This window comes from Pseudomonas sp. AL10 (assembly GCF_029960685.1).
In the GTDB taxonomy this organism is placed as follows: Bacteria; Pseudomonadota; Gammaproteobacteria; order Pseudomonadales; family Pseudomonadaceae; genus Aquipseudomonas; species Aquipseudomonas lactis.
The window spans coordinates 102619-125268 of record NZ_JASBQZ010000002.1 but is presented as its reverse complement, the minus strand read 5'-3'; the positions used below and the strand labels follow the sequence as shown (position 1 = coordinate 125268).

The 22650-nt window shown below is 61.7% G+C and carries 21 protein-coding genes; 10 read left to right on the top strand and 11 right to left on the bottom strand.

Annotated features, from left to right (window positions below):
* Positions 1–201: 201 nt before the first annotated feature.
* Positions 202–1809 (top strand): alkaline phosphatase family protein, encoded by a 1608-nt coding sequence (locus QK296_RS03160; protein ID WP_282390589.1) that lies wholly within the window; start codon positions 202–204, stop codon positions 1807–1809.
* A 36-nt stretch (positions 1810–1845) separates the two neighbouring features.
* Here the strand turns inward: QK296_RS03160 and QK296_RS03155 are convergent, their stop codons facing one another.
* Positions 1846–2751 (bottom strand): TauD/TfdA family dioxygenase, encoded by a 906-nt coding sequence (locus QK296_RS03155; RefSeq protein WP_003187589.1) that lies wholly within the window; start codon positions 2749–2751, stop codon positions 1846–1848.
* A gap of 183 nt (positions 2752–2934) precedes the next feature.
* On the opposite strand from QK296_RS03155, the gene QK296_RS03150 reads away from it, so the two are divergent.
* Positions 2935–3855, top strand: coding sequence for a LysR family transcriptional regulator (locus tag QK296_RS03150; protein WP_003187586.1), 921 nt, complete (start codon positions 2935–2937; stop codon positions 3853–3855).
* Between the two features lie 106 nt (positions 3856–3961).
* Here QK296_RS03150 and QK296_RS03145 read toward each other — a convergent pair whose 3' ends face one another.
* Positions 3962–4963, bottom strand: a complete 1002-nt coding sequence (locus QK296_RS03145; protein WP_003187584.1) for an ABC transporter substrate-binding protein — start codon at positions 4961–4963, stop codon at positions 3962–3964.
* 279 nt (positions 4964–5242) lie between these two features.
* Between QK296_RS03145 and QK296_RS03140 the strand changes: the two genes are divergently transcribed.
* On the top strand, positions 5243–6841 hold the full coding sequence (locus tag QK296_RS03140; RefSeq protein ID WP_169856440.1) for an ABC transporter permease: 1599 nt from the start codon (positions 5243–5245) through the stop codon (positions 6839–6841).
* Positions 6838–7653: an ABC transporter ATP-binding protein gene (locus tag QK296_RS03135; RefSeq protein ID WP_098949864.1), complete on the top strand. Its 816-nt coding sequence runs from the start codon at positions 6838–6840 to the stop codon at positions 7651–7653. The genes QK296_RS03140 and QK296_RS03135 overlap by 4 nt, the downstream gene beginning before the upstream one ends.
* On the opposite strand, the gene QK296_RS03130 is transcribed toward QK296_RS03135, so the two are convergent.
* Entirely contained in the window at positions 7640–8713 is a 1074-nt protein-coding gene (locus tag QK296_RS03130) for a fatty acid desaturase (RefSeq protein ID WP_169856439.1), read from the bottom strand. The two genes, QK296_RS03135 and QK296_RS03130, sit on opposite strands and share 14 nt — an antisense overlap.
* Before the next feature lie 101 nt (positions 8714–8814).
* On the opposite strand from QK296_RS03130, the gene QK296_RS03125 reads away from it, so the two are divergent.
* The 3 genes from QK296_RS03125 (at position 8815) to uraH (ending at position 10920) form a co-directional block, all read left to right on the top strand.
* Positions 8815–9819 (top strand): AraC family transcriptional regulator, encoded by a 1005-nt coding sequence (locus QK296_RS03125; protein WP_003187576.1) that lies wholly within the window; start codon positions 8815–8817, stop codon positions 9817–9819.
* 189 nt (positions 9820–10008) lie between these two features.
* Positions 10009–10482: a heme-binding protein gene (locus tag QK296_RS03120; protein WP_032894190.1), complete on the top strand. Its 474-nt coding sequence runs from the start codon at positions 10009–10011 to the stop codon at positions 10480–10482.
* Positions 10483–10509: 27 nt separating this feature from the next.
* On the top strand, positions 10510–10920 hold the full coding sequence (uraH, locus tag QK296_RS03115; RefSeq protein ID WP_032894191.1) for a hydroxyisourate hydrolase: 411 nt from the start codon (positions 10510–10512) through the stop codon (positions 10918–10920).
* Here uraH and QK296_RS03110 read toward each other — a convergent pair.
* A complete protein-coding gene (locus QK296_RS03110) occupies positions 10915–11601 on the bottom strand; it encodes a Crp/Fnr family transcriptional regulator (RefSeq protein ID WP_003187570.1) in 687 nt (228 codons plus the stop codon). The two genes, uraH and QK296_RS03110, sit on opposite strands and share 6 nt — an antisense overlap.
* Positions 11602–11684: 83 nt before the next feature.
* Between QK296_RS03110 and QK296_RS03105 the strand changes: the two genes are divergently transcribed.
* On the top strand, positions 11685–12209 hold the full coding sequence (locus tag QK296_RS03105) for an Mpo1-like protein (RefSeq protein WP_019819908.1): 525 nt from the start codon (positions 11685–11687) through the stop codon (positions 12207–12209).
* Between the two features lie 127 nt (positions 12210–12336).
* On the opposite strand, the gene QK296_RS03100 is transcribed toward QK296_RS03105, so the two are convergent.
* The 6 genes from QK296_RS03100 to dibA form a co-directional block, all read right to left on the bottom strand.
* The gene (locus tag QK296_RS03100) at positions 12337–13305 is read right to left on the bottom strand and encodes a sulfate ABC transporter ATP-binding protein (RefSeq protein ID WP_094774325.1); all 969 of its coding nucleotides are present in this window, start codon (positions 13303–13305) and stop codon (positions 12337–12339) included.
* A gap of 3 nt (positions 13306–13308) precedes the next feature.
* Positions 13309–14181 (bottom strand): sulfate ABC transporter permease subunit CysW, encoded by an 873-nt coding sequence (gene cysW, locus QK296_RS03095; RefSeq protein ID WP_003187565.1) that lies wholly within the window; start codon positions 14179–14181, stop codon positions 13309–13311.
* A gap of 13 nt (positions 14182–14194) precedes the next feature.
* Positions 14195–15013, bottom strand: a complete 819-nt coding sequence (cysT, locus tag QK296_RS03090; RefSeq protein WP_003187564.1) for a sulfate ABC transporter permease subunit CysT — start codon at positions 15011–15013, stop codon at positions 14195–14197.
* Between the two features lie 199 nt (positions 15014–15212).
* Complete coding sequence (locus QK296_RS03085) at positions 15213–16223, bottom strand: sulfate ABC transporter substrate-binding protein (RefSeq protein WP_003187562.1); 1011 nt, start codon at positions 16221–16223, stop codon at positions 15213–15215.
* Positions 16224–16287: 64 nt separating this feature from the next.
* Positions 16288–16470, bottom strand: coding sequence for a sulfur starvation response protein OscA (gene oscA / locus QK296_RS03080; protein WP_003170956.1), 183 nt, complete (start codon positions 16468–16470; stop codon positions 16288–16290).
* A 298-nt stretch (positions 16471–16768) separates the two neighbouring features.
* The gene (gene dibA / locus QK296_RS03075; protein ID WP_034134600.1) at positions 16769–18685 is read right to left on the bottom strand and encodes a phosphodiesterase DibA; all 1917 of its coding nucleotides are present in this window, start codon (positions 18683–18685) and stop codon (positions 16769–16771) included.
* Positions 18686–18851: 166 nt separating this feature from the next.
* On the opposite strand from dibA, the gene desA reads away from it, so the two are divergent.
* Both desA and QK296_RS03065 read left to right on the top strand, forming a co-directional pair.
* Entirely contained in the window at positions 18852–20036 is a 1185-nt protein-coding gene (gene desA / locus QK296_RS03070; protein WP_003187559.1) for a delta-9 fatty acid desaturase DesA, read from the top strand.
* A 187-nt stretch (positions 20037–20223) separates the two neighbouring features.
* The gene (locus QK296_RS03065; RefSeq protein ID WP_032894198.1) at positions 20224–21225 is read left to right on the top strand and encodes a sensor domain-containing diguanylate cyclase; all 1002 of its coding nucleotides are present in this window, start codon (positions 20224–20226) and stop codon (positions 21223–21225) included.
* A 99-nt stretch (positions 21226–21324) separates the two neighbouring features.
* Here the strand turns inward: QK296_RS03065 and QK296_RS03060 are convergent, their stop codons facing one another.
* Positions 21325–22527 (bottom strand): HDOD domain-containing protein, encoded by a 1203-nt coding sequence (locus QK296_RS03060; RefSeq protein WP_003187555.1) that lies wholly within the window; start codon positions 22525–22527, stop codon positions 21325–21327.
* Positions 22528–22650: the final 123 nt, after the last annotated feature.

The following is a 22650-nucleotide window of genomic DNA, read 5'->3' as shown; positions in this document are numbered from 1 at the left end:
GTGTCTGCTGCCAGGCCGTCATCGCAGGCAAGCCAGCTCCCACAGGGAAATGCATTTCAACTGTGGGAGCTGGCTTGCCTGCGATGACGTCAGCAGCCACACCCATGCACTTAATGCATAGAACCCAGTCCCCAAATGCACTTGCCAGAGCGCCCCTCGAACGGCGAAAAAACCCACCTGTCCTCCGTTCGGTAAATTCCTATGTCTGAACCAAAACCCGTGCGCAACGTGCTCTACATCATGTGCGACCAACTGCGCCGCGACTACCTGTCCTGCTACGGCCATGCCCATTTGCACACACCGAATATCGACCGCCTGGCCGCCGCGGGTGTGCGTTTCAGTCGGGCCTATACACAAGGCACCATCTGCGGCCCGTCGCGTATGTCGGCCTACACCGGGCGCTATGTCAGCAGCCATCAGGTGGCGTGGAATGCAGTGCCGCTGCCGCTCGAAGAGCTGACGATCGGCGACTACCTGCGCCCCCACGGCATCCGCACCGCCCTGGTGGGCAAGACCCACGCCACGCCGAACCTTGAGGCCTTGCAGCGCCTGCAGATAGACCCCGACAGTGCCCAGGCCGAGCCACTCAATGAGGTGGGCTTCGACGCGTACCTGCGTCACGACGGCATCTATCCCGACAGCCCGCTGTTCGAGGATAAGCGCGAGTCCGCGCCCTACACTCAATACTTGCGTGATCACGGCTACCACGGCAGCAACCCTTGGCATGAATGGGCCAACGCCGCCGAAGGTGAGAACGGCGAAGTGCTCAGCGGCTGGCACATGCGCAACGCCGGCAAACCCGCACGTGTGGCCGAAGAACATTCGGAGACCGTCTACACCACCGACCGCGCCATCGACTTTATCGACGAACAAGGTGAACAGCCCTGGTGCCTGCACCTGTCGTATATCAAGCCGCACTGGCCCTACATCGCGCCGGCGCCTTATCACGCGCTGTACGGTACCGAGCATGTACAGGCACCGATTCAACCTGAGCACACCAGCGATCACCCGGCGTACCAGGCATTCCGCCAACACCAGGAGAGCCAGAATTTTTCCCGTGACGAGGTGCGCCTCACGGTGATTCCGACCTACATGGGCCTGATCAAACAGATCGACGATCAACTCGGGCGGCTGTTCGATTTTCTGCAAAGCACTGGCCGCTGGGACGACACGCTGATCGTGTTCACCAGCGACCACGGCGACTTCCTCGGCGATCATTTCCTCGGTGAAAAAGAATTCTTGCTGGAGCCTGCGGTGGGTGTACCGCTGATCGTGCGCGACCCGCGTGCCAGCGCCGATATCAGCCGCGGCACCGTAGACGAGCGCCTGGTGGAAACCATCGACGCCCTGCCCACCTTCCTCGACGCCTTGGGATTGCCCGCCGCCGACCATCGCCTGGAAGGCCGCTCATTGATTCCATTGCTGCAGGGCGCACAACCCACCTGGCGCCGCTATGCCATTGCCGAATATGACTACGCCTTCCAGGCCCCCGCTCGCGAGCGCCTGGAGCAACCCATCGACCGTTGCCGCATGACCATGGTGCGCAGCGAGCGCTGGAAGTACCTGGCGTACGACGGCTTTCGCCCGCAACTGTTCGACCTGGAAAACGACCCGCAAGAACTGCACGACCTGGGCAGCGATCCTGCCTATGCCGAGGTGCGCGAGACGCACCTGGGTTATCTGTTCGACTGGCTGCGCGGTTTGAAGCGGCGCACCACCATCAGCCACACGGAGGTTGAACTGCGTGGGCAATGGTTTCGTTATGGTGAACCAGAGGCAGAGAAAGTGGTGAAGATCGGAGTCTGGTAAACACCACGCTCCCACATTTTTTAATCTTCACTCAGATTAAAGACCTTTAGTGGTTTTGCTTGATTGCCCCTGCACCCCCACCGGCACATCCCCCTTGAGCGTAACCCGGCGCACGATGCGCTCCTGGGTGCCGTAGTCGTCCACCGCGTAATGCTGGGTGGCACGGTTATCCCAGATCGCCACGTCGCCGGTGTTCCAGCGCCAGCGCACGGTGTTTTCCAGGCGAGTGACGTGGCCTTGCAGCAGGTTGAACAACTGCGCCGACTCTGCCTGGGAGTAGCCTTTCAGGCGTTTGACGAAGTGCCCCAACAGCAGGGTTTTCTCACCACTGACCGGGTGCACGCGCACCACCGGGTGTTCGGTTTCGTACACCGTGGAGGTGAACACCTTGCGGTATTCCTCCAGCTTCTCCACCGCCACATCCGGCTTGCGGGCGGCATAGTCGTATTCGTTGCTGTGCACTGCCCACAGGTGGTCAGCCAATGCGCGCAGTTCCACGCTGAGGTCGTTGTAGGCAGCGGCGGTGTTGGCCCATACGGTGTCGCCACCGGAAGCAGGCGCCAGCACCGAACGCAGGATCGAGGCCTTTGGGTACGCATCGACGAAAGTCACGTCGGTGTGCCAGGAATTGGCGCGCTGGCCACGGGTGCCATCCAACTCCATCAAGAAGCGCGTGCCGTCCCGCACCGGCACCGTCGGGTGGGCAATCGGCTCACCGAGCAGGTGAGCAAAGGCTTCCTGGCTCTGGTCATCAAGATGGGTTTGTTCGCGGAAGAAGATCACCTTGTACTGCACCAGCGCCTGCTGAATGGCTTCGACGGTGGCGGCATCCAGCTCACCGGACAGTTTGATGCCACGGATCTCGGCACCGATTCGCCCGGCCACCGGGTGAATATCGAGTGCGTGGGCGATGGGTTGAACGGCTAATGCGGCGTTGCTCATTGTGATGACCCTCATGTGCCTGCGAAATGGTGGGGGACGCTTCCAGCAACGCTCTATTCATATGCAATTTAGGTCTAGCAAATGAATGAATGCTTCGTTGACGGAATAAGAGCTTGCATTTAAAACCTCAGCTTGCTCGGTCGCAAATGCCTTCGACCTATTTTTAAAATGCCGGGAAAGCATATGGATCTTCGCCAACTGCGCTACTTCATCGCCCTCAACGAACACCGCAGTTTCGTGCGTGCCGCGGACGCCATGGGCATCACCCAACCAGCGTTCAGCCGCAGCATCCAGGGGCTGGAGCAGGAGTTCGGTTGCGTGCTCGTAGACCGTGGCCACAAGGACTTGCGCCCCACGCCGGAAGGCCAGGTGGTGTTGCAGCACGCCCTGAGCCTGGTGCATGGCGCAGCGCTGCTGAGCAGTGAAGTGACGCGCATGACCAAGCTGGACGCCGGCGACCTGCGTTTCGGCTGCGGCCCGGCGCCCGCGGTGAAACTGGTGCCGGATGCCGTGGCGCGGTTTATCAACGCGCACCCGAAAATCCGCACCACGTTTCAGGTGGATAACTGGGAAACCCTCAGCCGCCGCCTGAGCCGTGAAGAGATCGAATTCTTTATCGCTGACATTCGTCAGTTCGAGGCCGACCCGAATTTCCAGACCCGCGCACTCACCCCCAAACGCGGGGTGTTTTTCTGCCGCCCTGGGCACCCGTTGTTGGCCAAGGACAGCCTGTCGACCAACGATATGTTCGACTACCCGCTGGCGGCGCCGCTGATTTCCCAAGGCATTCGCAAGCTGTTGGCCAACCTGAGTGGGCGTATGGATTTTTCACCGAGCATCCAGACCGAGCACTTCCCGGCGCTGGTGAGCATCGTGCTGCAAACCAATGCCATCGGTGTCGGCACTGAAGAAGCGTTTGCCGAGGACATTGCCAGGGGGGCGTTGGTACTGCTGCACTGGCGCAACTTGCCGCAGCACATGGACACCCTGAGTGCACGCTGCGGGATTGTCAGCCGCACGGGGTCGCGGTTGTCGCCGGCGGCGAAGGCGATGATTGAGACCTTGGTGGAGGTGGATAGTCAGCAGGTGAGTGTGGCGGTTTGACGGGCCTCATCGCAGGTAAGCCAGCTCCCACATTTGAGCGGTGTACACATTCAAGTGTGTGGGAGCTGGCTTGCCTGCGATAGCGATAGCCCAGGCACCGACAAGCTCAGAGCCCTGCCGCCACCAGCCCAGGCGCCACCCAATCACTCACCTGAAACGACTTGCGAATCAACTTCTCCCTGGACGCCAAGTCCACCGCATCCTGCAATTTGCCAAGGAACACCGGGTCCAGCGTGGAGGGGAAAACTTCGCTGAGTTTCTGGTCTTTCAAATCATTGGTGAGGATCACCGGCGGGTAACTGGCCAGCCCTGACACCAGTGCGATGTACGCCTGTTTGTTGTTGTCATCGGTCAACCACTGCACCGCTTGCTGCTGAGCCTTGAGCAACGTGGCCACAGCGTCTGGGTGTTCATCGACGAATTTGGCGCTGCCCACCAGCACGGCCTGGATGCTGCCGGCATCGCCCAGGTCTTTGGTGGTCAGCGGTATCTCTGCCAAGCCTTTGGCCTGCAACGCCGTCAGGGTGGAACCGCCCCAGGTGGCGTCAATCTGCTTGGCGGCCAGGGCGGCAGCGGCCGCGTTGAAGTCCAGGTTGATCACCTTCAGGTCCTTCTCGCTCAAGCCCTGGCTGGCCAAAGCGCTGTCGAACGACAACTGGCTGGCCGTGCCACGGAACACCGCCACGCGCTTGCCCTTGAGGTCTTGCAAGGTCTTGATGCCGGAGCCCGGCACCACGCCGAGGTAGTGTTTCACTCCCCGTGCGGAGGCGCTGAGCAGCCGCGTGTCCAGGCCATTGGAGCGGCCGATGATCGCCGCCAGGTCGCCCAGATAGGCCAGGTCCACCTGGCCGTTGGCGAACGCTTCGTTGATCACCGGGCCGGCGCCCTTGAAGTAATTCCACTGGATCTGGATGCCTTGGTCGGCAAAGGCTTTTTCAAAGATCTGCTGTTCACGCAACACGTCGGTGATGCCACCGCCGCTGTGCTGGCTGCCGGCACTGAGGTCGGGCACCGCAATGCGGATTTCCTTGAGGTCGGCGGCATGCACCAACCCGGCCAGGGCAGTGCCGACGAACAGGCTGATCAGACGTTTAAAGGGCAGTTTCATAAGCGCAGCTCCTGGTGGGCGACGGTCGCCTGGGGAGCAAAAAGTAGGCACAGACTGAACAAAACTTTAAATACTATAAATTCACAATTTAATAGCTTTTAGAACTATGCAAGCTAACCCGCAGCCTCCAGCGGGGTATGCACAAACAGCATCGAAAATATTCTTCGAATGCATTGGATGCGTGGCGGTGTGAGGCTTTAAATGACTTTTCTTATCTCACAATCATCTTGATCACGCTTTTGTAAGATCGAAATCACATAACGCATTCGGAGGTCTTCCATGGCCCGGATTTCACTTCTGAGCCTGCCGCTGGCGGCCCCGCCCAAAGGCATCGCGCCGCGCTGGCCGCAGCTGGGCCAGCGTTTATTGCCGTGGCTGCTGCCACTCACGCTGTTTGCCTTATGGTGGCTGGCCAGCCGCAATCATTGGATGAGCGAGCAGATTCTGCCCACCCCCGCCCTGGTGTGGAGCAGCGCGGTGGAGTTGGCCGGCGGCGAGTTATGGAGCCATCTGGCGATCAGCTTGCAGCGCCTGTTCTGGGGCCTGCTGGCCGGTATCAGTGCCGGCGCGATACTGGGTGCGTTCCTGGGCTTCAGTGCGCGCGCCGAGCGCTTGGTATTCCCGACCTTCAGCGCCCTGGCTCAAGTGCCGACCCTGGCCTGGATCCCGCTGTTCATGGTGTTTTTCGGCATTGGCGAAACCCTCAAACTGGTGGTGCTGGTCAAGGCCATCGTGGTGCCCGTGACCCTGCATACCCTGGTGGGCGTGCGCGATGCCCAGCCCAACCTGCGCGAAGCTGCCCGGGTGCTGCGCCTGCCTGGCCACTTGCTGATCCGCCGTCTGGTCCTGCCCGCCGCACTGCCGGCGTTCATGGCCGGCGTGCGTCTGGCCCTGGGGGCCGGCTGGACTTCCTTGCTGGCCGTGGAGTTGTTGGCCTCCAGCGAAGGCATCGGCTACCTGATGGTGTGGGCGCGCCAGTTGTTCATGCTCGATATCGTCTTCGTGTGCATCGTGGTCATTGGCGTGCTGGGTGTGGTGATGGACCGCGGCATCGGCTGGCTGGATCGCAAGTGGGTGCACTGGCCCCACCCTGCCACCGCGCAGATCCGCCGCGGGCCACGCTATGAAGGCTGGCAACGCCTGCAGCCCTGGTTGTTACCCTTGCTGTTGTTGGCGCTGTGGCAGGCAGCGACGCAACAGGGCTGGGTAGACCCGAACATTCTGGTCAGCCCCTGGACCGTGCTGCAAACCACCCTGGCCGGCGCACTGGATGGCAGCCTGACCACAGCCCTGGGCAAAAGCCTGGGCCGAGCCCTGGGCGGCTTGCTGCTCGGCGGCAGCCTGGGCTTTGCCGTGGGCCTGTGGCTGGGGTTGTCGCGGCGCAGTGAGCGACTGCTCGGCCCGACCTTGTCCGCGCTGCGCCAGATTGCCATTTTCGCCTGGGTGCCGCTGTTGACCGCCTGGTTCGGCCTGGGTGAGTTGGCCAAGTGGGTGTTTATCGCCCTCGCCGCCTTCTTCCCGTTGTTTATTGCCACCCAGCGCAGCGTGCTCAACCTGTCACCCCAACTGCGCGAAGCCGCGCAGGTGCTGCGCCTGAACCTCTGGCAACGCCTGCGCCGCCTGGTGCTGCCGGGTGCCGCGTCGGGGATTTTCGCCGGCCTGCGCCTGAGCCTGATCTACGCGTGGATGGGCACCCTCGGCGCCGAATACTTCATGCCCTCCAATGGCGGCATCGGCAGCCTGATGATCGGTGCCCAACAGCTGCTGCGCATGGACCTGATCATGAGCGGCATGCTGCTGGTCGGCCTCACCGGCGCCACCCTCAACCTGCTCGGCCAACGCCTCGAAACCCGCGCCACTCGCTGGAGACACGCATGAACGCACCGATTGTCAGCTTCAACCACGTGGGCAAGTCCTTCGACGTCGATGGCTTCGAACTGGAAGCCATCCGTGAATTCAACTTGGAGGTGGCCGAAGGGGAATTCGTCGCGATTGTCGGCGCCAGCGGTTGCGGCAAGTCGACCCTGCTGCGCCTGCTGGTAGGGCTCGATACGCAGTTTCGCGGCGAGATCCGGGTGGATGGCAACGCCGTCAGCGGCATCGGCGGCGAACGCGGCATTGTGTTCCAGGAGCACCGTCTGTTTCCGTGGCTGACCGTGGCGCAAAACATCGGCTTGGGCTTGGTCAACGAGCCGCTGAGCGAGGCCGAGCGCACGCGGCGCATCAACGATTTTATCGAGCTGGTGGGCCTTACCGACTTCACCCGTGCCTACCCCCACCAACTCTCCGGCGGCATGGCGCAACGGGTGGCGATTGCCCGCGGCCTGGTGGCCAGCCCGCGCATCCTGTTGCTGGACGAGCCCTTCGGCGCCCTCGACGCGCTGACTCGCCAGCAGATGCAGGATGAACTGCTGGCGATTCGTGCCCGCGCCAGGATCACCACGGTGCTGGTGACCCACGATGTGGAAGAGGCGATTTTCCTGGCCGACCGTGTGGTGGTGATGGAGCCCAGGCCCGGGCGCATCAAGCAAATAGTCGACATCGCCCTGCCCCATCCACGCCAGCGCAGCAGCTTTGAATTCCACCAACTGCGCGAAGAACTGCTGCACGAGTTGATCAGCGATGACCACTACCAACCGCCCGTGCGCGAACAGATTCGCGATTTGCCCCTGGCGTTTATTGCCTGCTGAGGTGAGCTAAATCGCTGTGTGCCTGCTCACGTCGCTCGAAGCGGTTGGCGCGGGCAAAGGTGCCCAAATCATTGAAGCGCACACCCATCTCGGCCATGACCTTATGCGCCACCTTGGTGGTCATCTGGCGGATGTAAAACGGCTCTTTCACCACAAAGTGATGGATGCCATGGGTGCTGCCGAAGTTGAAGCAGAACGCCTGCAACGGCCACAGCCACCAGGGGTTCAGCACTTGGGTTTGCTGGATCACATTGCCCAGCTCCACATCGCCGTAGTAATGCATGTTGGAGCTGACAAAGTGCAGGCAGAAGGTGCGCAACACGTTCGGGCCGATGATCACCACCGCAGCGATATCGATCACCTGCATCACCTGCAAGGTACCAGCTGACCACTGAATGGGCGCGCCCATCAAACTGGCAATCCCATTGGCGGCATGAAAGCCCAGGAAGACGTACCACGCGCCCCAATGCAGCAAGGCCAGCGGTGCGTACACCAGCAGCACGCGCTTGAGGATGCTGAACCTGTGCGGCCAGGTCTTGGCGCGCAACAGGCGGATCAAGGCCGACATCATGTTGTCCCCCACCATCAGCAACCGCGCGATGCCCCAGGGTTCGCCATTGGTGATCGCGCGCTCTTCCATATCGGCCTCGGTGCCCGAAACCTTGTGATGGTTGAGGTGCAGATGCCTGCGTATCCACGGGTTGATGGTGCTCGGGCGCGCCAGCCACACCAGGCCCATCATCAAATTGTGGGGCACGCGCTGTTTGCGAAAGTACATGCTGTGGATCAGGTCGTGTTCCAGCTCGTGAGTGAGCGAGGCGAAGAACGCATTGAGCAGCAGGCACACCCACCAGGCCATGTGACCGCTGATATAGAGCGCCGCCGAGCCGAGCATGCCTAACAAGGCAAAGGCCAGGATGCCCGCGCCCAGCGTGTCCTGATGCAACAACCAGGGGTGCCGCTGGCGCAGGCGCACGCCCTCGGCCATCACCACCTCGCGGATATGCGCCGAACGCTGTTGTGCGTTCAACGGCTGGGGGCTTGCAGAAGTACCGTCCATGCTTCCATTCTCTTGTGAAGTGATGCCTGAATCCTGCACCTAACCCTAGCGCAGGACGCTAGCCGCGCACGCCAATCTGTTGACCACAAGCGCCAATTGCCATGACCGAACCCACTTCCCTCGCCAGCTGGACCCGCGCCCTGCGCAAGCAGCTCGACGCCCTGGGCCTCGACAGCGCCGCGCTGTGCGCCGAAGCCGGGCTGGACCCGCAGCAGATGGACGACCCCAACGCCCGCTATCGGTTGTCGGCCACTACGCGCTTATGGGCGCTGGCGGTAGAGGCCAGTGGCGACCCGGCGATTGGGTTGCGGGTGTCGCGGTTTGTCAGCCCCACCACCTTTCATGCGCTGGGTTACGCATTGGTGGCCAGCGGCAGCTTGCGCGAGGTGTTCGAGCGCATCGTGCGCTATCACCAAGTGGTCAGTGATGCCCTGGACCTGGAGCTGAGCCGCCACGGCGACGTCTACCGTTTTCGCCTGCTCCAACCCCCAGGCAGCCCCGCGCCCGCGCCGGAAGCGATCGATGCCTTTGCGGCGATCTATGTGCGCACCTGCCGCAACCGCCTCGGGCGTGACTATGCGCCGCTGGCCGTTTACCTACGGCGCCCGGAACCTGCCGACCCCAAGCCATGGCATACGGTATTTCGCTCGCCAGTATTCTTTGCCGCCGACGAAGACCGCCTGGAGTTCGCCGCCAGCGACTTCGACAGCCACCTGGACGATGCCAACCCGGAGCTGGCCGAACACAACGAAACCGTGCTCAAGCGCACCCTCGCCCAACTGCAACCGCTGACCTGGGAACGCAAGGTGCGCGCCGCTATTGAGGCGCAATTGCCAGACGGCGAGCCGAGTGCCGAACGCATTGCACAAGCGCTGCACTTGAGCCTGCGCAGCCTGCAAAGGCACTTGGCCGATGAAGGGTGTCGGTTTGACGCCTTGCTTAACGAGTGCCGGCAAAACCTGGCGTTATTGCACCTGCGCGACCCGCAGTGCTCATTGGCCGAGATCAGCCATTTGCTGGGGTTTGCCGATACCAGCAGTTTCAATCGTGCGTTCAAGCGCTGGACGGGGATGACGCCGGGGCAGTTTCGCGACGGGTTGCAGTAGCAAGGGCCTCATCGCAGGCAAGCCAGCTCCCACAGGGGAATGGGTTCACATCATGTGGCGCTTGCCTGCGATGAGGCCAGTACAACCACCAAAACTCCCTGAGTTTGATTACAAACCTGTCATCCAATTGTGCGGCTTTTGTCCGCATCCGCTGGTTACCGTGACGGCCTGCTTTCTGGAGCCCTCACTATGTACCGCACTGCCTTGTTCTTGAGCCTCGCCGTGGCCACCGCCGCCCAGGCGGCGCCACAATTGCCACGCCACGCCGAGTTGGATCTGCACACCGCTCGCCAACTGGCCGACGCCAGCCTGGCTCACTGCACCGCTGCGCTGACCGTACTCGACCGCGGTGGCAACCTGTTGCTGGGCCTGCGCGCTGACGGTGTCGGCCCGCACAACAGCCTCGCCAGCCAACGCAAGGCGTACACGGCGCTGTCGACAAAAACCCCGACCCGGCTGTTTGCCGAACGGGCGCGTAATAACCCCGAGGCCGCCAACCTCAACAGCTTGCCCGAGTTGCTGTTGCTCGGCGGTGGCGTGCCGCTGTTTGCCGACGCCGAACTGGTCGGTGCCCTAGGCATCGCCGGTGCCGGTGGCGCCGCGCAGGATGAAGCCTGCGCCGTGCAGGCCGCCGAGCAACTGGGCTTGAAAATCACCCCTTGATTCCACTTCCCTCAAAAGGACTTCGCGATGAAAACCTTGAGCATGACCCTTGCCGCACTAAGCCTGAGCGGCCTGTGCAACCTGGCCCTGGCCGACGGCAACCCGCTGAGCGTGCACGTACTCAACCTGGAAAATGGCCTGCCAAGCGCCGGGGTCAATGTCACCCTGGAACAGCACGTGGGCGATAAATGGCAGTCGCTGTCTGAAGGTGTCACCAACCAGCAAGGCCGCATCGCCGAGCTGTTCCCGGCCAACCGCAGCCTGCAGCCGGGCGAGTACCGCGTGGTGTTCAAGACCGGCGATTACTACAAGAAGGCTAACCGCGAGACGTTCTTCCCCGAGGTGCCGGTGATTTTCCAGGTCAAGCAGGCCGACCAGCACTACCACATCCCGCTGCTGCTCAGCCCTTACGGCTTCTCCACCTATCGCGGTTCATAGGCCCGCGGCCAGCTGCAGCCCGTTGAGGTCGCATATCTCGATGGCGCCGTAACTCAAGCCGATAATGCCCTGTTGCTCCAGCGCCTTGAGCAGACTGTTGATGGTCTGGCGCGACAGGCCCAGCATTGCCGCCAGATCCTCCTGGGGCAGGTGCAGCACGCGGCGCGCCTGCTCCACTTCGCCGTAGCCTTGGGCAATCATCAGCAACCGATGGGCCAGGCGCTTTGAGGCGGGCATCAGGCTTATCTGTTCGATATTGATCAACGACAGCCGCAGTTTATGGCTCATCAACAGGGCCATCTCCCGCCAGAACAGCGGATGCTGTTCGAGAATGCCGAGCATCGCCGCCTGCGGCACCTGCAACAGCCTGCATGCGCCCGTGGCCAGGGCATCGTGGGTGCGCGGCAGGTTGTCGAACAGGCAGATCTCGCCGAACCAGTAGGGCGTTTCCACCAGGCTCAACACCGCTTCCTTGCCTTGGGCACTGACCGCACTGATGCGCACCGTGCCTTCCAGCACCGCATACACGCCGCACGGCGGGTCACCTCGCTTGAACAGGTACTGCCCCGCCGTCAGCACACGCAACCGCGCTGCCTCCAGCAGGCTACGCTGCAAGTCAGGCGGCAAATGGCTGAACCAATGACCGCGAGCCAATTGCGCGTGCCATGTCCCTGTGTCCATGCGAACTCCGAAGATTGTCGCCCAGTTGACAGTTAGGTACAGGCTGACAGGGCATGATCAAACATCCTACAGGAGGAACAACAATGAAAAGCCTCGTCGACCACCTCAGTCAATACGCCGCATACCACCGCGACCCACGCAACATCGCCAGCCACTTCATCGGTATCCCGCTGATTGTGGTGGCGGTGGCCGTGCTGCTGTCGCGCCCCGAGTGGTCGGTGGGCGGGCTGTGGCTATCACCTGCGGTGCTGCTGGCGTTGTTTTCGGCGTGGTTTTACCTGCGCCTGGAACTGGCCTTGGGCGTGTTGATGACGGTGCTGATGGGCTTGTCGGTGTGGGCCGGGCATGTGCTGGCGGCGCAAAGCACGGCGGTGTGGCTGAGCAGCGGCGTGGGCATGTTTGTGGTGGGCTGGGTGATTCAGTTCGTCGGGCATTACTACGAAGGCAGAAAGCCTGCGTTTGTGGACGATGTGTCGGGGCTGATCGTGGGGCCGTTGTTTGTGGTGGCGGAGTTGGCGTTTTTGCTGGGGTTGCGGCAGGACCTCAAGCGGCAGATTGAAGAGCGTTCGGGGCCGGTGGCGGTACGCGGGAAAAACGCCACGGTCTAACAGGTACTGAAGACCCAATGTGGGAGCCGGGCTTGCCCGCGATGGCGGTGGATCAGCTGGCATAACCGTCGACTGACACATCGCCATCGCGGGCAAGCCCGGCTCCCACAGGGGTATTGTGTTGGGCTCAGGTTTTGGGTTTGAAGAACAGGGTCTCGCCCCGCGCCAGGCCGGTGAGGCTGTCGTGGTCTTTCACCACTTCGGCCTCGATCAGTTCGTTTTGGCCCTCAACCTTGAGCGTAACCCGCGTGGTCGCACCCAACGGCCGGATATCCCGCACCTGCGCCGCATGGTGATCCTCCAGCTCATGGCGCGACAGCGACACTTCGTGAGGGCGGAACAGCACGTGCTGGTCGTCACCCAGGTGCAAGCGGTTGGAGTCACCCAGGAAGTGGTACACAAAGTCGCTGGCCGGGTTTTCGTAGACGTCGCCCGGTGAACCGATCTGCTCGATCACGCCCTTGTTCATCACCACGATACGGTCGGCGACTTCCATGGCCTCTTCCTGGTCGTGGGTCACGAAGACCGAAGTCAGGTTGATGTCTTCGTGCAGGCGCGCCAGCCAGCGGCGCAGTTCTTTACGCACCTTGGCGTCGAGGGCGCCGAAGGGTTCGTCGAGCAGCAACACCTTGGGCTCCACCGCCAGGGCGCGGGCCAGGGCGATACGCTGGCGCTGGCCACCGGAGAGTTGTTCGGGGTAACGGTCGGACAACCAATCAAGCTGCACCATGTTCAGCAGCTCATGAACCTTGCTCGCGATCTGGCTTTCGCTGGGGCGTTGGTTTTTCGGCTTCATGCGCAGGCCGAAAGCGACGTTGTCGAACACGGTCATGTGGCGAAACAGCGCGTAGTGCTGGAACACAAACCCAACGTTGCGATCACGCACATCGTGGCCGGAAACGTCTTCGCCATGGAACACAATGCTGCCGGCATCCGGGGTTTCCAGGCCGGCAATGATGCGCAGCAACGTAGTCTTGCCACAGCCGGACGGGCCCAGCAACGCCACCAGCTCGCCACTCTGGATATCCAGGTTGATGCTGTCCAGGGCCTTGAAGGCGTTGAAGTTCTTGCTGACATTACGGACTTCGATCGACATGACTTATTCCTCACCCGCGCTGTTGCGCAGGCGGTTGATTCGGTTCTCGCTCCACTGCTTGAGCAGCAGGATGAAGAGCGCCAGGATCAGCAACAGGCTGGCCACCGCAAACGCGGCAACGTGGTTGTATTCGTTGTAGAGAATCTCGACATGCAGCGGCAGCGTGTTGGTGACGCCGCGAATGTGGCCGGACACCACCGACACCGCGCCGAACTCCCCCATGGCCCGCGCCGTACACAGCACCACGCCGTAGATCAGGCCCCATTTGATGTTCGGCACGGTGACATGCCAGAACATCTGCCAGCCATTGGCGCCCAGCAGGCGTGCGGCTTCTTCTTCCTGGGTGCCCTGCTCCTGCATCAGCGGGATCAGCTCACGGGCCACGAACGGCACGGTGACGAAGATGGTCGCCAGCACGATGCCCGGCAGGGCGAACACGATCTGGATGTCATGGTCTTGCAACCACGGCCCGAAGAAGCCCTGGGCGCCGAACATCAACACGTATACCAGGCCGGCGATCACCGGCGAGACCGAGAACGGCAGGTCGATCAGCGTGACCAAAATGCTCTTGCCGCGGAACGAGTACTTGCTCACGCACCAGGCGGCGCTGACGCCGAATACCAGGTTGAGCGGCACCGAAATCAGCACGGCGATCACCGTGAGTTTCAGCGCCGACAGCGCGTCCGGTTCAAGGATTGCGGTGAAGAACGTGCCGAGGCCGTTCTTCAAGCCCTGGGACACCACCACCAGCAACGGCAGCAGCAGGAACAGCACAAATACCAGCCAGCCAAGGCCGATCAGGATACGTCGCGAGGTCGCGCTGCCACGGCGGGCGGCGTTGGCCGAGGACGCGGCGGAAATAGACGATTGGGACATGTTCCGCGCCTCCTTATGGACGTTCGATGCGCCGCTGCAACAAGTTGATCAGCAGCAGCAAGACAAAGGACACCACCAGCATCAGCACACCAATGGAGGTGGCGCCGCGGTAGTCGTATTGGTCGAGCTTGACCATGATCAGCAGTGGCAGGATTTCGGTTTTCATCGGCATGTTGCCAGCGATGAAGATCACCGACCCGTACTCACCCACGCCTCGGGCAAACGCCAGGGCGAAGCCGGTCAGCCAGGCGGGCAACAATGCCGGCACGAGGATGTAGCGGAACACCTGCAACGGCTTGGCGCCGAGGCAGGCGGCGGCCTCTTCGATTTCCCGGGGGATATCGGCCAGCACCGGCTGCACCGTGCGCACCACGAAGGGCAACGTGACGAAGGTCAGCGCCAGGGTGATACCCAGGGGGGTGTAGGCGATCTTGAAACCCAGGTCGGCGGCAAACTGGCCGACCAGGCCGTTGGGCGCGTACAGCGCCGTCAGCGCGATACCGGCGACGGCGGTGGGCAGGGCGAACGGCAGGTCGATCATCGCGTCGATGACCTTGCGCCCGGGGAAGGTGTAGCGAACCAGCACCCAGGCCAGCAGCGTGCCGATCACACCGTTGATCAGCGCGGCGTACAGCGCGGTGCTGAAGCTCAGCTTCAAGGCCGCCAGTACCCGAGGTGCGGAAATGATATTCCAGAACTGATCCCAGGTGAGTTGAGCGGCGTGTACAAACATCGCCGCCAGGGGGATGAGTACGATCAGGCTGAGGTACACCACGGTGTAGCCCAGCGTCAGCCCGAAGCCGGGTATGACGGGGGAGATACGACGCGACATAAGAGTCCTTGGTTAAAGGGTAGAAACCACTGTAGGAGCGCGCTTTTTGTGGGAGCTGGCTTTTCTGTGGGAGCCGGGCTTGCCCGCGATGCAGGCACCTCGGTGTGTCAGTCACACCACGGTGATGCTATCGCAGGCAAGCCAGCTCCCACACAAGCCCAGTTCCTACAAAAAGTCAGGCCCCTACAGTTACTTTGGCTTATTGCGCCGTGTAGATCTGGTCGAACACGCCACCGTCATTGAAGAATTTCGGCTGGGCAGTTTTCCAGCCGCCGAAGTCTTTGTCGATAGTCACCAGGTCCAGTTTCGGGAACTGCTGGGCGTATTTGGCGGCGACTTTTTCATCCCGTGGACGGTAGAAATTCTTCGCCGCAATCTCCTGGCCCGCCGGGCTGTACAGGTGGTTGAGGTACGCGGTGGCGATCTCGGTGTTGCCCTTTTTCTCGGCGTTCTTGTCGACCACAGCCACCGGCGGTTCCGCCAGGATCGACAGGGACGGCACGACGATGTCGAACTTGTCGGCGCCGCCGTCTTCCTTCAAGGCCAGGAACGCCTCGTTTTCCCACGCCAGCAGCACGTCACCCTGGCCGTTGTTGACGAAGGTAATGGTAGAACCGCGCGCGCCGGTGTCCAGTATCGGGACGTGCTTGAACAGCTCTTTGACGTATTCCTGGGCCTTGGCTTCACTGCCGCCGGCCTTGAGGCCGTAGGCCCAGGCGGCGAGGAAGTTCCAGCGTGCACCGCCGGAGGTTTTCGGGTTGGGCGTGATCACCGACACGTCTTTCTTGATCAGGTCGCCCCAGTCCTTGATGCCCTTGGGGTTGCCCTTGCGCACCAGGAACACAATGGTGGAGGTGTACGGCGTGCTGGCGTCCGGCAGGCGGGTCTGCCAGTTCTCCGGCAGGGTCTTGCCCAGCTTGGCGATTTCGTCGATGTCGCCGGCCAGGGCCAGGGTGACGACATCGGCGCGCAGCCCATCGATCACCGCCCGGCCTTGTTTGCCCGAGCCACCGTGGGACTGCTGGATCTTGACGTTGTCGCCGGGGTGGGACTGTTTCCAGAAGCTGGTGAATTCAGCGTTGTAATCCTGGTACAGCTCACGGGTGGGGTCGTACGAGACGTTGAGCAACTCGTAGTCCTTGGCAACGGCGGAACCGGCAAACACGGCACTGGCCAATGCGGCCAAGGCATAACGGCGAATCGACGACATAGAAGCTCCTGAAATTCTTGAGTATTGGCTTTTCTTGTAATTGCGGGTCTATCGCCGTTCTAGCTCAGCTCGGTTTGTTACCGGGGTTCTGCAGACGGAATTTTTCCTTGCGTTCGATCTGTACCACTTGGGCGTTGTGTACGGTGATTTCCACCGCGCCAAACCGCAGGTCGCGCAGGGCGCTCTGGATTTCACGCAAAATGGCTGCTTCGTCCTGGCCGTCAACGCTACGTAGAGATGCGCTCATGGTCTCGCTCCTGAAAATGAGTAGTGCCTGGCAGTGGCGGCACTGCTTGCGGCGTGAGGGCGATAGTAGATAAGCGCGGATATTCTTAAAAATACTATTTAAGAATGTTTATATAACCAGAAAGAATTTTCTGATGGGGCATGGGGTTGCAAGAGTTTTGGCAGCAAAAACGCTCACACACAGGCGCCGCAGAACCCCCTGTGGGAGCTGGCTTGCCTGCGAAAGCGGTGGTGCAGTAACACATGCAGTGACTGACACACCGCCTTCGCGGACAAGCCCGGCTCCCACATTGACCGAGTCAGTCTTGGCGGATCAGAGGGGCCCGCGTCCAATCAATCTCCTGGGCCGGCATCGGCCGTCCAAACCAGTACCCCTGGCCCATGTCGCATTCCTGGTCCAGCAGGAACCGCGCCTGTTCCACCTGCTCGATCCCTTCTGCATGCACCTGCATGCCCATGCTTTTGGCCAGGGCGATCACCACGCGCACAATCGCCGCGTCGTCTTCGTCCCACGGCAAGCCCGCCACAAAGCCCTGGTCGATTTTGAGCTTCTGCACCGGCAGGCGTTTGAGGCGCAGCAACGAGGAATAGCCGGTGCCAAAGTCGTCGATGGCCAGGCGCAGGCCCAGTTCGCGCAGGCGGTGCAGTTGCTCCAGCGCGACTTCCGGGTCGTCCATCACGGCGCTCTCGGTGACTTCCAGCTCCAGAAAGGCCGGATCCAGCCCAGTGGTGTGCAGCACTTGGGCGACTTGCTCATACAGCTCGCGCCGGGCAAACAGGCGGCTGGAGACATTGATGGCGATAAAGCTCAGCGGCGCGCCGTCGGCCAGCCACTGGCACATCTGGCGGCAGGCCTGGTCCATCACCCACGCATCGATGTCGGCAATCAGCCCAGTGCGCTCGGCGATGGGGATGAACTCGCCCGGCGGAACCAGGCCGCGTTCCGGGTGCTGCCAGCGCACCAGTGCTTCGACGCCGACCAAACGGCTGTCGTGCAGGTCGTGCACCGGCTGGTAATACACGCGCAATTCATGTTGGTCGAGGGCGCGACGCAACTCGCCGGCGATTTCCACCCGATGCTGGGCGTGGGCGGTCAGCTCTTCGGTATACAACGCGTAGCCTTCGCGCCCGGCGCTCTTGGCCTTGAACAAGGCGGAATCGGCGTTGCGCAGCAATTGCTCGGCGCTGAGGGCGTCACTGGGGAACAGGCTGATACCGATACTGGCACTGATAAACAGCTGGTTGCCGTCAAAAATGAACGGATCCTTCATGGCGTTGAGCATGCGCTGCGCCAAGGCCGCCGCTTGCACCACCTGCGGGCAGCTTTCTGCCAGCACGGCAAATTCGTCGCCCCCCAGGCGCGCCAAGGTCACCCCCGGCCCAAACAGGCCGCTCAGACGTTCGGCCACCAGCTTGAGCAATTGATCGCCGACGTTATGGCCCAGGCTGTCGTTGATGATCTTGAAGTGGTCCAGGTCCATCAACAGCAGGGCGCAGCCACGCTTATGCACCTGCGCAGAGGCCAGGGCCTGCTCGGCGCGATCGGTAAACAACAGGCGGTTGGGCAGGTCGGTGAGCGGGTCGTGATGGGCTAGGTGCGCCAATTCGTGCTCAGAGTTCTTCATGGCGCTGATGTCCGAAAACACCGCGACGTAGTGGCTGACCTTGCCCTGGTCGTCGTGAATCACGCGGATGGTTTGCCACTGGGGGTAAACCTCGCCGCTTTTACGCCGGTTCCAGATTTCGCCGCTCCATTCGCCGGTGCTTTCCAGGGCCTGGAACATTTGCTGGTAGAAATGCGCCGAGTGGCGCCCGGACTTGAACAGGCTTGGCCGTTGGCCCATGACGTCGTCGCGCTGATAGCCGGTGATCTCCATGAACGCGCGGTTGACGTGCACGATCAGCCCCTGAGTATCGGTGACCAGCACCCCTTCGCGGGTGCAATCGAACACCGCAGCGGCCTGGCGCAGGCGCTCGCGATTCTCTTTCAGGGGTTGTTGCAACGCGTGGGCGCGGGCAAAACGCCGGCCTATCCAGTAAATGAGCAACGCGCTGAGGCTGACCCCCACGTATCCACGCGCCTGCAGCCAGTGCCCCAGCTCCATGGGTTCATCGATAAAGTTGATTAATAGGTAATTGCTGAGCTGGAGCCAAACGATAGAAACCAGCAGGTATACCAACCCCGCACGTAGGGCACCTCGGTATGAAAACAGCATATGTTTAGTAATCCTTACTAAATAACCAGAATCGCCCTACAAAGGATCAGGATTATAGAGGAGGAAACACTTTGTAAGTCTTATCTGAAACAGTGACTGGTTTTATCTGCAAAGGAAGTGATAATGCGGGTGCTGTTTTTTTCTTTATCTGAGGGCCATACAGCCTATGTGGTACAACGGTTTTCTTGATCTGTCCGCCTGGCAACTGGTGGCAGTCACGCTGTTGATGACCCACGTGACCATTATTGGGGTCACTGTCTATCTGCACCGTTATTCGGCCCATCGCTCGCTCGAGCTCAATGCCGGCCTTAAACACTTCTTCCGCTTCTGGCTGTGGCTGACCACGGCGCAGAACACCCGCGAGTGGACCGCCATCCACCGCAAGCACCACGCCAAATGCGAAACCGTCGATGACCCGCACAGCCCGGTGATCAAGGGCTTGTCCACCGTGCTGCGCAAAGGTGCCGAGCTGTACCGCGCCGAGGCGGAAAACCCCGAGACGCTACGCATCTACGGCAAAAACTGCCCGGACGACTGGATCGAACGCAATCTCTACACGCGCTACCCGCTGCTGGGCGTGGCGCTTATGGGCGTGATCGACCTGCTGCTGTTCGGCACCATCGGTATCACCATCTGGGCGATCCAGATGATGTGGATCCCGTTCTGGGCCGCCGGCGTGATCAATGGCCTGGGGCATGCCGTGGGCTATCGCAACTTCGAATGCCGTGACGCCGCCACCAACCTGGTGCCGTGGGGCATCATCGTCGGCGGCGAAGAGCTGCACAACAACCACCACACCTACCCCAACTCGGCCAAGCTGTCGGTGAAGAAGTGGGAGTTCGACCTGGGTTGGGCCTGGATCAAAGTGTTCAGCTTCCTGCGCCTGGCCAAGGTGCAGCGTGTAGCGCCCATCGCCCACCGCGTGGAAGGCAAGGGCAGCCTGGACATGGACACTGCCATGGCGATCCTCAACAACCGCTTCCAGATCATGGCCCAATACCGCAAGTTGGTAATTGGCCCGCTGGTCAAGCAGGAGCTTGAGAAGGTCGATCATTCAGTGCGCCACCAGTTCCATCGCGCCAAGCGCCTGTTGTCGCGGGAAACCAGCTTGCTGGAAGACCGCCACCACCTGCGCATCCAGAGCATGCTGGAACACAGCCATGCCCTGACCGTGATCTACGAAAAGCGCCTGGCGCTGCAGCAGATCTGGCTCAAGACCAGTTCCAACGGCCACGATATGCTGGCCGCGATCAAGGAATGGGTGCATGAAGCCGAGGCCAGCGGCATCCAATCCCTGCGCGATTTTGCCCACCAGTTGAAGACTTACTCGTTGCGCCCTACAGCGGCGTAAGGGCGCCGTGGGAGGGCTCGCCCTCCCACGCACTGGCTTTTTGGCGCCATTTTCCGGGCACCGTCAATCCACGCTGTTCACGGAACTTCACCGCAATTCCCCTCTCTCAAAGAACACTTCGCCATCATGGTGACCCCTTGTAGTGACCGCCTTTGCACCTGCGGCGCGCCCAGAGAGAGTTGTACCGATGGTTCACGAAAAGCCCAGCCTGCCCGATGTGCCCACCGCAGAGCCGCCGCGCCCGGCCGCGGCGGCGACCCTGTTGGCGCTTATGCATGCTCAAGGTGAAGTCGAGCGGCTGAGTGAGCGTGAGCAACTGCTCAGCTCACTGCTGGTCAGCGTGAACGCCGTGCTTTGGGCCATTGATTGGGAAACACGCCGCGTGCTGTATGTGAGCCCGGCCTACGAGCGCCTGTTTGGCCGCTCTGCCGGCCTGCTGCTGGCCGACCACCGTGAATGGCGCAACAGCGTCCACCCCGAAGACCTCGACTACGCCGAACACAGCCTGGCCCGCGTGCTGGAACAAGGTGCCGTGGAGGACCGCGAGTACCGCATCATCACCGCTGACGGGCAGATCCGCTGGTTGAGCGACAAGTGCTACATCAACCAGCAGGTGGTGCCCGGTGAAGCGCTGATCGTGGTGGGCATCGCCGAAGACATCACCGAAAAGAAGCAACTTGAGCTGGAACTGCATCGCCTCGCCACCACCGATGTACTGACCCAAAGCAGCAACCGCCGACACTTCTTCGAACTCGCCAACCAAGCCTTCGACAATGCCTGCGCGCAGGGCACGCCGCTGGCGTTCCTGTTGCTGGACATCGATGATTTCAAAGACATCAACGACACCTACGGCCACCTGGAGGGCGACCAGGTGCTGCGGCGTATCGCGGAGAGCGGTCGCGGGGTATTGCGCCGGGGCGACCTGTTCGGGCGCGTTGGCGGCGAAGAATTTGCTGCTGTGCTGCCGGGTTGCCCACCGGAGATGGCCCTGCAGGTGGCCGAACGGTTGGGCAAGGAAATCCAGGCGTTGGTGTTCAGTTACGAGGGGCATGAATTCAATGTGACCGTCAGTCAGGGCCTGGCCGGCCTGCGCGAAGATGACTCCACCCTCGACAGCCTGTTTGCCCGGGCGGATGCGGCGATGTATGAGGCCAAGCGCCAAGGCAAGAACCGCGTTATAGCCGGTTAACACCGACCAACTGTGGGAGCTGGCTTGCCTGCGATGGCGGCTTAACTGACCCACCGCTATCGCAGGCAAGCCAGCTCCCACAATTGATCGGTGTGTGTTTCAGGTTTTGCGCACGCGGGTCAGTTCTGGCAAGCCTACCTTGAGCAGCCGCGCGGTCTTGCTGCCAGCCAGTTCTTCGAGCCCTTCGTGCTCGGTCAGCCGCGCCATTTGCACCGCCAGGTTCACCACCAGGGCTTCGCGCGAATACACCCCGCCTTCAAGTGAATAGATCCCCGCGATCAACTGCCGCAACTCCAGCGGCAAGCGCCAACGTGTGCGCAATGCCGAACCGTAGGCGGCACCAAAGGCGTCGAGGGATTCGCCGATGGTTTGGTCATCCAGGGCGCCGCCGCCCTGGCGCCAGTCTTCCAGGCAGCGCAACAAGGCCAGGTCGCCCAAGCGGTGCAGGATGCAGGCGCTGTAGCAACGCTCGTGATCGAGCTCCAGCATGCGCGCCAGGCGCCGGGCGTAGTCGGCGCTATCTTGAGACAATTGCCAGTGCCGCTCGGCGTAGGCCACCAGCCCAGGGTCACCCAACACTACGTTGTGCTTGAGCGCCAGGCCGAGGATGAGGTTCATGCTCTGGCCGGGCACCAACTTGTGCAGGGCTTCTGGCAGGGTCTGCACCGGCGTGCCGTGGTAGCCGGCGCTGTTGGCGGCAGCGATCAGTACGGCGGTGATTTGCGGGTCGCTGTGCACCTGGTCTTCCAACTGCTTGAGGTCCAGGCCTTCGGGGCCGAGGCTGTGTTGCACGGCCGCTTTCACATCCACGCGCAGTGGCGCCCCATCGCAGACCTCACGGCGCCGCTCCAGAAAGGCTGGCAAGGTCATGCCCGGCGCCAGCGGTGGGATCTCGCAGTACACGCTTTCGCCTTCGTTGAGCAGCAGATCTTGCAGGCGCTGGGTCAGGCTTTCCATGTTCAGTGGGCGGGTGAGGTAGGCGGTGGGCGCCAGGGGCAAGGCTTCGCGTACGCTGGCGCTGTCGTTGCGACTGCTCAGCAAGATAAACGGCAGCGAGCGACGCTTCTGGCGCACGCTGCGCAGCAGGCTCAGGCCATCCACGCCCGGCAGCTCCCAATCCGCGAGGATCAGGTCATAGGTTTTTTCACCCAACAGCGTGGCGGCGTGCTGCCCGTCGGCGCACACATCCAGCCGTGCGTCACAGCGCACATTCAACAGCACTTGCTTGAGCAGGTCCCGCGACCAAGGGTCTGCTTCGGCGATTAACACTCGGGGTACAGCGGGTAAATCAACAGCAGTCATCCAGCACGCTCCATCGGCAATGCTTGCACCTTAGACAATGCAGGCGCGTGCGTACAATGAAGCAGGCACAAAAAAACCGCCGAAGCGGTTTTTTTGCTTTTTCTTTTTGTAGGAGCGAGCTTG

Bases quoted from the DNA above. Each gene is read 5' to 3' on its own strand.
- QK296_RS03160 (WP_282390589.1), top strand. From the start codon at position 202: ATGTCTGAACCAAAACCCGTGCGCAACGTGCTCTACATCATGTGCGAC.
- QK296_RS03155 (WP_003187589.1), bottom strand. From the start codon at position 2,751: ATGAGCAACGCCGCATTAGCCGTTCAACCCATCGCCCACGCACTCGAT.
- QK296_RS03150 (WP_003187586.1), top strand. From the start codon at position 2,935: ATGGATCTTCGCCAACTGCGCTACTTCATCGCCCTCAACGAACACCGC.
- QK296_RS03145 (WP_003187584.1), bottom strand. From the start codon at position 4,963: ATGAAACTGCCCTTTAAACGTCTGATCAGCCTGTTCGTCGGCACTGCC.
- QK296_RS03140 (WP_169856440.1), top strand. From the start codon at position 5,243: ATGGCCCGGATTTCACTTCTGAGCCTGCCGCTGGCGGCCCCGCCCAAA.
- QK296_RS03135 (WP_098949864.1), top strand. From the start codon at position 6,838: ATGAACGCACCGATTGTCAGCTTCAACCACGTGGGCAAGTCCTTCGAC.
- QK296_RS03130 (WP_169856439.1), bottom strand. From the start codon at position 8,713: ATGGACGGTACTTCTGCAAGCCCCCAGCCGTTGAACGCACAACAGCGT.
- QK296_RS03125 (WP_003187576.1), top strand. From the start codon at position 8,815: ATGACCGAACCCACTTCCCTCGCCAGCTGGACCCGCGCCCTGCGCAAG.
- QK296_RS03120 (WP_032894190.1), top strand. From the start codon at position 10,009: ATGTACCGCACTGCCTTGTTCTTGAGCCTCGCCGTGGCCACCGCCGCC.
- uraH (WP_032894191.1), top strand. From the start codon at position 10,510: ATGAAAACCTTGAGCATGACCCTTGCCGCACTAAGCCTGAGCGGCCTG.
- QK296_RS03110 (WP_003187570.1), bottom strand. From the start codon at position 11,601: ATGGACACAGGGACATGGCACGCGCAATTGGCTCGCGGTCATTGGTTC.
- QK296_RS03105 (WP_019819908.1), top strand. From the start codon at position 11,685: ATGAAAAGCCTCGTCGACCACCTCAGTCAATACGCCGCATACCACCGC.
- QK296_RS03100 (WP_094774325.1), bottom strand. From the start codon at position 13,305: ATGTCGATCGAAGTCCGTAATGTCAGCAAGAACTTCAACGCCTTCAAG.
- cysW (WP_003187565.1), bottom strand. From the start codon at position 14,181: ATGTCCCAATCGTCTATTTCCGCCGCGTCCTCGGCCAACGCCGCCCGC.
- cysT (WP_003187564.1), bottom strand. From the start codon at position 15,013: ATGTCGCGTCGTATCTCCCCCGTCATACCCGGCTTCGGGCTGACGCTG.
- QK296_RS03085 (WP_003187562.1), bottom strand. From the start codon at position 16,223: ATGTCGTCGATTCGCCGTTATGCCTTGGCCGCATTGGCCAGTGCCGTG.
- oscA (WP_003170956.1), bottom strand. From the start codon at position 16,470: ATGAGCGCATCTCTACGTAGCGTTGACGGCCAGGACGAAGCAGCCATT.
- dibA (WP_034134600.1), bottom strand. From the start codon at position 18,685: ATGCTGTTTTCATACCGAGGTGCCCTACGTGCGGGGTTGGTATACCTG.
- desA (WP_003187559.1), top strand. From the start codon at position 18,852: ATGTGGTACAACGGTTTTCTTGATCTGTCCGCCTGGCAACTGGTGGCA.
- QK296_RS03065 (WP_032894198.1), top strand. From the start codon at position 20,224: ATGGTTCACGAAAAGCCCAGCCTGCCCGATGTGCCCACCGCAGAGCCG.
- QK296_RS03060 (WP_003187555.1), bottom strand. From the start codon at position 22,527: ATGACTGCTGTTGATTTACCCGCTGTACCCCGAGTGTTAATCGCCGAA.